This is a genomic window from Baaleninema simplex PCC 7105, from assembly GCF_000332355.1.
Taxonomy (GTDB): domain Bacteria; phylum Cyanobacteriota; class Cyanobacteriia; order Cyanobacteriales; family Geitlerinemataceae; genus Baaleninema; species Baaleninema simplex.
Genome location: NZ_KB235956.1, coordinates 103,741 through 112,553, shown reverse-complemented (window position 1 = coordinate 112,553; position 8,813 = coordinate 103,741). Strand labels below are relative to the sequence as shown.

Sequence of the window (8,813 nt, the reverse complement as noted above, 5' to 3'; positions counted from 1 at the left end):
GCTTCATCAAGTGCTTGATACTGCTTTGGCAAACCTTTGAGTTTGGCTTCTCGAACTAACATTGCTGTTGTTGATTCCCCGATATCCTTCCATCTTGCCACAAGAATTGTCGGGTAAAGTCGTCCTAGAAGGACGAGGCTTTAAACCCAGCTCTTTTGGTAAAACTCCGCCTCTCCCCTCTCGGCGATCGCAGAAGTCGTAAAAACCGTAACTATAGTTATTTCCCCGCGAGATCGCCGACTTTCCCACTGGACTGACGCCCCACCAGCTCCCGCAACCGCTCCCGATACTCCTGTTGCGTTATCTTTCCTTCCTTCAACTGGCGACTGAGGGCGTCGAGTTGCGGGCGAACCGAGTCTCGTTTGGCGGCGATCGCCTCGGAATTCGCCTCGTACAGCGATTTTCCTTCTTGCTTGGCGTTGCGGAATACTTGCTTGAGTTCCTCCGAACTCATCTGGCGGCCGCTAGCGTAATAGCGATTCGTCGCTTGACCGAGGGCCCAAGTCAGCGTAAACCAAAACGACGCGCTGGCCGCACTTCCCAGTACCGGAACAAAAATCCCCACCACAGACACCGCCGCCCAGGTCGTTAACGCCGCCGCAAACGCCCCCAACCCTCCAAAAATGTTCCCCACGACGGCCAGGGCGTCTTGACCTTTGGGATAACCCCATTTTGCCCCGATCGCCCGCATCATCTTCAACTCCAAAACGTAAGCAGCTAGGGCGGTAATGGCGTTGAGTCCTGGGATCGGATTGAAGCCGAGGATCGCGATTCCGATCGAATAATCGAGAACGAGACTGCGAACGTTCTGTTCTCGGATGGTGGGATCGCCTGTCGCTTCGAGGATCTCGTCTCCCGACTCGTCCGACAACGCCTCTAACGCCGTCTCGAACAGTTCCTCGTCTTGTTGGCTGTCGATCTCGAACGCAACGCGAAGGCGATCGAGGATTTCCTGTTCTTGCGGCGTCGTCCCGCCAAGTTTCGCCATCGTAAAGGCGGCGTCGTAGAGAGTTGTTTGGATTTCGGGTCGGGTAATCTGCGCGATCGAGCTGTCGAGATTTTCCGGTTGAGACAACAACCTATCTAACGTGAGGTCTTCCGGTGGCGATTCGAGTTGCGCCCAGGCTGCTTCGAGGGCGTTTCGTTCTTCATCTGTGAGAACGCCGTCCGCTTGGGCGGTTAACACCAACACGTTCAAACTGGCGAGGGCTTCGCGATCGCGATCGGACATGGGGTTAGAATCTCCGTTAGACGATATCGAGAGGTCGCGCGTCGAACCGAGTGGCCGGTTCAGGATTTCGATTTAACCACCCACCGCAACAGCCACAGAGAAGTCGTCAAACCAATAAAGTGGGCGAACAGGGTGTGAGTGTTTCCCAAGACCACGAAAATGTCGATCGGTTGAATTAATTGGTTTAACGCCGCTGGAGAAAACGCTACCCCTTCCGATCGCAGGGCTTTCGCCAGCAAAATTCCCGTAATGGTTTCGGCCGCCAACAAATTAAACAGCATTCCCACCAAGTTCACGATCGAGCCAATTTCGATCGCTCGTACCGTTTCGGCCCGCGTCGGACGTAGGGTACTGTCAGCGATTCCGAGGCGTTTGGCCAGTTGGCCGTATCGAAGCGTCCAGTAAATGCTGATTCCCAAGGCGACCAATCCCGTAACGGCGAAGAAAATTCCCGGTCCTCGTCCTGGGTTGATTTGAGCGGCGCCGGGTTCGTCAGACGCTGCGATGGGAATGGTGAACAGGAAAATTAACGCTGCAACGACCCCTAAAATAATTTGTACCCAAAAGCTGAGCTGTCCCGCCCGGCGCAAGGCGGGAATCACGCGCTCGACTGCGGGAGGAAGCGCTTGAATCTCGCTCGAGTCGGAGGTCGAAATGTTGTAGTCCTCGTTGTTCATGGAGTTTGTCTAAACCGCGTCTGGACGTTTTTCTTCTAGCGTACCGTTTGTCGCCGAGTCGCGCTCGTCTCCCAAGATGCGATCGCGCAGGGTGACGGTGACGAGATGAGACAAAACCCCCACCGGCCCGGCGAACAAACACAGGGCGATCGAGTGTCTCGTCCAAACCCCCGTTTTCTGACCTTCCCAATAAATCCAACGCCCCACGAACAAATCCATCACCAGGAAATGCGCCCAACCTGTCGCGGCGGCGGGTTCTTCGCCAAAGAAGCGGGCGATTTGAGATAGACTGGGGTTCGCCAAGGCTTCGACGGATTCGGCGTTGAGGCTTTGGGAAATACAATACAGATAAAATCCCACCAACACCACAAAGGGAAGATTTGACTTTGACACCCGCCGGGTGACGCCCCAGTTGGGTAACAGCACCATTAGCGCCCAAAAGGGCAAAACGAACAGGTTCGCTAGGTCGAACAGTGTCGAAAGAGAAAGATAAGTCACGATCGCAAAACGAGAAAAGAGTCGAAGTTTAGCGTTCCTGTTTCACTATATCGCTCTCAGTAAAGGCATTTAAAGTGAGGTGGGAAAAGGGATGTCTCAGAGGGTTTGACAGTCCCCTAGAGCTGCATTAGAATTTCTCGAAAAACTCGCCCAACTCTATTGATTCCCCTCGACCACAACTGGATATTGGAACGCTCATGAACTTACGACGTTGGGTTTGTCTCGGCGCTTTGGCGGGTTTCACGCTAACTGGATGTCGCACGCAATCCCCCCTTTCCGATGGAAGTTCTTCCCCCGTACCGCTCTCGGAAGCTTCCGCAATCGCCAGTGAATTCGAGATCGATCGCGAGGCGCTAGCGTCTCTGTGTCGCGTAGTGAAAATTAGTAACGGGGAAGTTCGCGAGTCGCAAAAATCGACGTTTGCGCTTCCCAACGCTCGCGACGACGACCGTGCGGTTGCCGACAGCGCGATCGCGGTCGTTCGCGACACGCCAGACCTCGATTACGATTTTATCGGACAGGCCGCCAACCTCGACGACTGGCCGCCTCGTAAAGAAGCCGCTTCCGACTCGCAGACGGAGTTAGTTTTGTGTCTTTACGAAACCAACGACACCGACGACGCTCAAACTTGTTGGTATCTTAACGAAGAGGGGTGGTACGGCGGCTTAACCGTCTACGGAACGCGATCGCAGTTGTACTTAGTCGAAGCGAAAACAGTGGATTTAGTCGCTCAAACGAATCTCACGCGATCGCGCCCCGACTGTCCCGAGTCCTATACGCTGAAAGGGGACAACCGCTCGGAAATTCAGAACGGACTACCCATCGAACTCGATCGCGTCAAGAGTTGGCTACAAACGCTCTAGCTCTGTTAAAAAAACGCAAAAAATAGAAGAGCGATCGGTTCGTTCTGTTTAACCTAGAGCGAGACCCCTAGCGAAAACCCCTCACCGCGAGAATTTCTATGACCACTCACGATTTACTCCTTCTCGTCCTCCTGCTTTCCCCTGGACTCCTCCTGTCCGCCGTCGTCATGGGTGCCTTTTCCCGAGGCGGCTAACAGACAGGTAAGAGGGAAGAGGGAAAACACGCTCGACTTTCCCTGTGTTGCAACCCGAAGCCTTTCCGAAACTCTATAGCCGTCGGCCTGCCAACGGCTATGGAAACGATCTCAACCGGTAATTTCAGACACTTCCAGCAAAAGCGCGTCCTGGCTGAGACTCCTTGTGGAGCAACACCAGGACGCGCTAAGCATCCTCGGGTTGGATGACTCGACGCACTCAGACGCCGTTTACCAACCTTTCTCAGCTTGGGAAAGCACGTAGGCGGCTACGTCTTCGATATCGTCAGGGGACAGACGACCCAGGAAAGACGGCATCGCGTTTTTCCCGTTCGTTACCTGAGTTTTAATGGCTTCGAGAGAATCCATTCCGTATTTTTCCAGCGCGTCTTTTTTGAGGGTTTTGGCCGCGTTGACGACGTTGCCTCCTCCCATGTGACACGCCGTGCAGTTGGCGCTAAAAACCTGAGAACCATGTTCGATATCGGCAGCCCAGGCGGGACGACCGAAGGCAAAAACCGTCACTGCTAGGGCGAGCAGGACAAACGAAACGAGCTTTTTCAAAATTGCGATCTCCTCTACTCGAACATACAAAGCCAATTTACGTGATATCGAAATGTGGTGTCTTTGTCAATAGACACTCGGTCGATTTAGTCTTAACCTTATGTGGCAAAGTACCGATAACGTCAAGGGTTTAGAGAACGAGAAACATCGATCGCACGTAAATTTTTTTTAAACAAATCTTCATTAAAAGATTCATTCAGACTGACGTTCGCTTGTCAAGATTCTCGTTACATTTTTTAAACAATTACTAAATCGTAACGAACGGTAATTTCGAGATACACGGCAGCGATCGCCCCCTTCGACTGACCGACTAAGCAACCCGAGAACGCGAACGCGCTACACGCCGCCACTGCGAACGAACCAATCGAACCAGCGACTGTGTCGGACTTGTTTGAGTCGGGAAAGACTGCGCTCGAACGCACAACGACAACAGGCTAGGTAAAATTGTCGGTATCCCTTCGGTGGAGGCGAGGGGAGCTTGAGAACCTGTCGGTAAGCGGCCATTGCGTCGGTGTAGTGTTGCAAGTGACAGAGAACGTCGCCCCGCACCAGCCAAACGCGAGGAGAACGGGGGGCGAGGAGTTGGGCGCGATCGCAACAGTTTAAGGCATCTTGGGGGCGATCGAGCTTCAGCAGCACAATTGCTTGAGCTAACCAGATACAATGAAGGTTCGGTTGGAGTGTCGTGACGCGACTGTAGTATTCCAGCGCTTCGCTGTAACGTTCTAAGCGATCGAGCAACTGTCCGTAGGAGACGAGGAGTTCCACGTCGTCCGGTTTTAAAGTTACCGCGCGACGAAAACTCCGACGGGCTTCCTCGAGACAGTCCAAGGCTGAGAGAACCTCAGCACGATGTCCCCAAAACTGTGGATTGTCGGGAAAGAGATCGATCGCCCGCCGCACGGAAGTCAAGGCTTCTTCCCAGCGGCGACAGGCTGCCTCTGCCTGACTGCGCGAATGCCACCAATTGGCTTGGGTGTCGTCGAGTGTTAAAGCAGCCTTAAACGCATCGATCGCCGCAGCATAATGTTTGAGTGCCATTAATGCCGATCCTTTGCCAAACCAGGCGCGATCGCACTGCTTATCAAACCTCAACGCGCGATCGTAATCAGCAACAGCACTGCGGTAGAGTCCCCAGCGAACGTGAACGCTTGCCCACTCCAGGCAGCGTTCGAGAGAATCGGGTTGTAACACGGGTCTTGCTCCTGCCTGCACCCTATCCTAACGGCAAGAAGGGGCAATCCGATATTATCACGGGCGATCGGTCTCAAACCGATTGGGAATAGGGAGTTTCGCCGATAATTTGCAGGGGCGTTTCAGTGACAATTGGTATGACAAGCTCCGTGACAATTTGTATTACCTTTCGCGTTACAATGAAAAACACTCTCATCTTCCCATTGGGTTTGAAAGGGGTAACCTTGTAGATAGTTTCCATTAAAATGCTTATGGCGAAAAATAACAGTAATGGCTACAAAGTAATTAGCGATAACCGTCAAGCACGTTACCGTTACGAAATCTTAGACACTTACGAAGCGGGTATCGAACTCAAAGGAACAGAAGTCAAATCCATCCGCCAAGGACGAGTCAATTTGCGAGACGGATACGCCTTAATTCGCAACAACGAAGCCTGGTTGTTCAACGTCCATATTTCGCCCTACAACACGGCGAGCCAGTACTTCAACCACGACCCGCGACGTACGCGCAAACTGCTACTACATCGCGACGAAATCCGCAAATTAATCGGAAAAGTTGAAGAAAAGGGTTTGACCCTCGTGCCGCTAAAAATGTATCTCAAAAACGGCTGGGTTAAAGTTCTAATTGGTCTGGGACGCGGCAAAAAACTCCACGACAAGCGAGAATCTCTGAAGAAGAAACAGGAAAAACGCGAAATCGCACGGGCGTTGAAAAACTATTAGTCGTAATAGAATTTGCCAAAGGTTTTAGGGAATGTCGAAGCGATCGCAGTCAAAGCCACTTGCAATTTCCGTTCCCAATCGATCTTCATTCAAGCCAGAACCCCGGTATTTCCAAAATACCGGGGTTCTCCACGCATACAAAACCTCTTGAGACAAAGAGGATAGCTCGGGCCGCAGAGCTTAACTCAGTCCCACCAACTGCAAGCTCAAATCCCACATCCGTTCGCCTTTCTCATCATCGCGAGCTTGTCGCGAGACTTTTTGTGCGAAAGACTGGCGGCCTTTCTTCTGGCGGTTTCCCCAACTCCAGTAAACACCAGATTGCTTAAATTCGGGGTCGGCCACAACCGCCGCCACCCGCTCGCCAGCCAACTCTTGGGAAACATATCCCCCCGTGATGTATTTCTGGAAAACTGGGAAGATTTTTTGGAATAGCGGATAGTGGTTGCGGAACAGCGGCGTATCGGCGACGCAACCAGGATACAGAGAGCTAAACGTGATATCCGTAGAATCGTGATAGCGGCGGTGCAGCTCCCGCATCGTCAAAACGTTACAAACTTTACTGTCTTTATAGGCTTTCACCGGCTCGAACTTCTTACCGTCGATCATCGAAACTGGCTCTTTGAAGCCTTCAGCGAACCCGTCGAGAGTTCCTAAATCGGGACGCGGGGGAATTTTACCGCCGAGTTCGTCGGGGTTGTGGGTGACCGTTCCCAGAATCACCATCCGTTTGTCCGGTTCGTTGGACTGCTCGAAGTCCGCCAACATCAGGTTACACAGTAGAAAATGTCCCAGATGGTTGGTGGTCATGGTCAGCTCGTACCCTTCGGGACTCCGCATCGGCTCTTTCAGCAGCGGCATATAAATCGCGGCGTTGCACACCAAGGCCCGGATGGGTCGGTTGAGGGAGCGGTAGTTGGTGACGAACTGGCGAACGCTCTGCAAAGACCCGAGGTCGATATGCAGAATTTTGTAACTGTCTTTCGCCATACCGAGGTCTTGGGCAGCTGTTTCTGCTTTTTCCAAGTTGCGACAGGCCATGACGACGTACCATCCCTTTTCGGCGAGGGCTTTTGCGGCGTACAAGCCAACACCCGAAGAGGCTCCCGTAACAATGACTGTGGGCTTTTGCTGGTTTTCCATTCTCGTGAAGTGATTTGATATCGATCGCTGTTAACCCGATCTATGATCGCATATTGGGCAGGCTCTACGGCCGGGCAGTTTGGTGAAGAATCTTATACTCAGGCTCGTTTGGTGGTGAGGAGCAGGGGAGCAAGGGAGAGGGGGAGAGGGGGAGAGGGGGGGAGAAACTGTTATCTGTTCGCTGTCTTCACTGGTGACTGGTGACTGGTGACTGGTGACTGGTGACTGTCTTCCCTCTTCACTGAAAAAAAAGCCCCGGAACTCCAGCAAGTTCCAGGGTTTCCATCAGGGTGCATCTACCATTCCTCTGTTCTTTAGAAAGGTGGGAGGTTCCGGATAGTTTTGTAATTTTCTTGTTCCCTGTTCCCTATTTCCTGTTTCCTCTACCGCCAAGAAAAAACCCAGAACTTTTGCAAGTTCCAGGTGGGTGAGTCGATGGCTTCCTGTCGTTGAAGTGAGAAGCTTCGAGTACGGAGAGTCAGTTAAGAAAAAAACCCTGAAACTCCAGCAAGTTTCAGGGTTGCCATCAGGGTGCATCTACCATTCCTTTGTTCTCCGAATAAGGTCGGGTCTCAGGATGGTTTTGGAAAAATTTTGGGAAATTTTGGCGATCGCTCTCAAATTTACGTGTTTTTACGGAGTTATTAAAACTACAGTATAAAAATTAAGTATTTTTATGTAGAATCGAGTTGTACTACTGTTTTTAATTATTATTGTAATCATTTTTAAATAATTTTAAGTAAACTTTTTTTATAGAACGATCGTGATTTTGTTTGACTACAATTTGTCTGCAAAATTTCCTAAAAATCTCACGAAGAATATAGAAATGAGTTTTGTTTTTCCATTATAAATTTACAGAAACAGTAGAGTGGGCAATGCCCACCGACTTCTACATTTGGTATGGATAAGGCTTAATCGCGTAAGTCCAGACCCATAAAAACGAAATTCGTACATAAAAAACTCCACCCCAAGCCTGAAGGAGAAAAACGGGGTGGAGGCAGCCTGTTACCTACTATTGTGACTTAAAATCTTAAAAAAGTCCGTAAAATTACTGAGGCTGCGGTTCCTTCGACGCGGCAAGAAACTCCTTCAACCGCCACAAACTCACGGTTTGGCCCAAATTCAACGGTAACAGCGACACGCCTTCTAAACGCGACTGCACCCAACCGTCACCCCAGTACCACTCGTGAAAGCCGTCGATTCCGCCACTGAGTAACATTCGCAAACACCGATCGCTCGCCACTTCGACATGATGCTCGATCGATACGAACCCCAGCGAACTCGTAAACGTCAACCCTTCATGAAGCTTTTCCGGCAAACCCGGCGATAACTGTTGCGGCAACCACTTCTGTAACTCACTCGGATGTAGCAGACTGCGAGCGATCGCACTCGCCGAAGCGTCGATCTCAATTCGCAAATGGCTCTGTTGAAACGTTCCCAGCATACTTCCAGCTATTCCCAGCCAAGCCCACGAGAATCATTATGACGAATTTCTCGGGGCGATCGCCAGGTTGTCGTTCCGATCTCTGAAAAGATCGCGATCGTTACATTGACATCCTCACCGCCCTGGAAGGACGGTGATTCCCAAACCTCGCGATTTGGGTTCCTGCTTCCTTCTCTCTCGAGTTTTTCGCAGTTGCTCTCCGGATCGAGATCCTTCAAGTCTTACACTCGCTTCACAGGCTGTAACGGTGTGTCCCACCGCCAAAATTCCAATTCAATTGGAG

10 protein-coding genes are annotated in these 8,813 nt (G+C 51.4%); 2 read left to right on the top strand and 8 right to left on the bottom strand.

The window, feature by feature from the left end; translation table 11 throughout:
* Positions 1–217: 217 nt before the first annotated feature.
* The 3 genes from GEI7105_RS34170 to GEI7105_RS0100675 are packed head-to-tail and all read right to left on the bottom strand — an operon-like array spanning position 218 to position 2,406.
* On the bottom strand, positions 218–1,231 hold the full coding sequence (locus tag GEI7105_RS34170) for a DUF533 domain-containing protein (RefSeq protein WP_017658561.1): 1,014 nt from the start codon (positions 1,229–1,231) through the stop codon (positions 218–220).
* A gap of 59 nt (positions 1,232–1,290) precedes the next feature.
* Complete coding sequence (locus GEI7105_RS0100680; protein WP_017658560.1) at positions 1,291–1,908, bottom strand: DUF3611 family protein; 618 nt, start codon at positions 1,906–1,908, stop codon at positions 1,291–1,293.
* A 9-nt stretch (positions 1,909–1,917) separates the two neighbouring features.
* Positions 1,918–2,406, bottom strand: a complete 489-nt coding sequence (locus GEI7105_RS0100675) for an ABA4-like family protein (protein ID WP_017658559.1) — start codon at positions 2,404–2,406, stop codon at positions 1,918–1,920.
* Positions 2,407–2,603: 197 nt separating this feature from the next.
* Between GEI7105_RS0100675 and GEI7105_RS0100670 the strand changes: the two genes are divergently transcribed.
* The gene (locus GEI7105_RS0100670; protein WP_017658558.1) at positions 2,604–3,269 is read left to right on the top strand and encodes a hypothetical protein; all 666 of its coding nucleotides are present in this window, start codon (positions 2,604–2,606) and stop codon (positions 3,267–3,269) included.
* Positions 3,270–3,694: 425 nt separating this feature from the next.
* On the opposite strand, the gene petJ is transcribed toward GEI7105_RS0100670, so the two are convergent.
* Both petJ and GEI7105_RS0100655 read right to left on the bottom strand, forming a co-directional pair.
* On the bottom strand, positions 3,695–4,027 hold the full coding sequence (petJ, locus tag GEI7105_RS0100665) for a cytochrome c6 PetJ (protein WP_017658557.1): 333 nt from the start codon (positions 4,025–4,027) through the stop codon (positions 3,695–3,697).
* Between the two features lie 336 nt (positions 4,028–4,363).
* Positions 4,364–5,221, bottom strand: a complete 858-nt coding sequence (locus GEI7105_RS0100655; protein WP_017658555.1) for a tetratricopeptide repeat protein — start codon at positions 5,219–5,221, stop codon at positions 4,364–4,366.
* Positions 5,222–5,472: 251 nt separating this feature from the next.
* Between GEI7105_RS0100655 and smpB the strand changes: the two genes are divergently transcribed.
* On the top strand, positions 5,473–5,943 hold the full coding sequence (gene smpB, locus GEI7105_RS0100650) for an SsrA-binding protein SmpB (protein ID WP_017658554.1): 471 nt from the start codon (positions 5,473–5,475) through the stop codon (positions 5,941–5,943).
* 24 nt (positions 5,944–5,967) lie between these two features.
* Here smpB and GEI7105_RS40270 read toward each other — a convergent pair whose 3' ends face one another.
* The 3 genes from GEI7105_RS40270 to GEI7105_RS0100635 all read right to left on the bottom strand — a co-directional run bounded on the left by GEI7105_RS40270 (position 5,968) and on the right by GEI7105_RS0100635 (position 8,530).
* Positions 5,968–6,099: a hypothetical protein gene (locus GEI7105_RS40270; RefSeq protein ID WP_281166963.1), complete on the bottom strand. Its 132-nt coding sequence runs from the start codon at positions 6,097–6,099 to the stop codon at positions 5,968–5,970.
* Positions 6,100–6,123: 24 nt separating this feature from the next.
* Positions 6,124–7,086: a protochlorophyllide reductase gene (locus GEI7105_RS0100645; RefSeq protein ID WP_017658553.1), complete on the bottom strand. Its 963-nt coding sequence runs from the start codon at positions 7,084–7,086 to the stop codon at positions 6,124–6,126.
* Between the two features lie 1,048 nt (positions 7,087–8,134).
* Positions 8,135–8,530: a hypothetical protein gene (locus GEI7105_RS0100635; protein ID WP_017658551.1), complete on the bottom strand. Its 396-nt coding sequence runs from the start codon at positions 8,528–8,530 to the stop codon at positions 8,135–8,137.
* Positions 8,531–8,813: the final 283 nt, after the last annotated feature.

Bases quoted from the DNA above. Each gene is read 5' to 3' on its own strand.
- smpB (WP_017658554.1), top strand. From the start codon at position 5,473: ATGGCGAAAAATAACAGTAATGGCTACAAAGTAATTAGCGATAACCGT.
- GEI7105_RS34170 (WP_017658561.1), bottom strand. From the start codon at position 1,231: ATGTCCGATCGCGATCGCGAAGCCCTCGCCAGTTTGAACGTGTTGGTG.
- GEI7105_RS0100670 (WP_017658558.1), top strand. From the start codon at position 2,604: ATGAACTTACGACGTTGGGTTTGTCTCGGCGCTTTGGCGGGTTTCACG.
- GEI7105_RS0100635 (WP_017658551.1), bottom strand. From the start codon at position 8,530: ATGCTGGGAACGTTTCAACAGAGCCATTTGCGAATTGAGATCGACGCT.
- GEI7105_RS0100680 (WP_017658560.1), bottom strand. From the start codon at position 1,908: ATGAACAACGAGGACTACAACATTTCGACCTCCGACTCGAGCGAGATT.
- GEI7105_RS0100645 (WP_017658553.1), bottom strand. From the start codon at position 7,086: ATGGAAAACCAGCAAAAGCCCACAGTCATTGTTACGGGAGCCTCTTCG.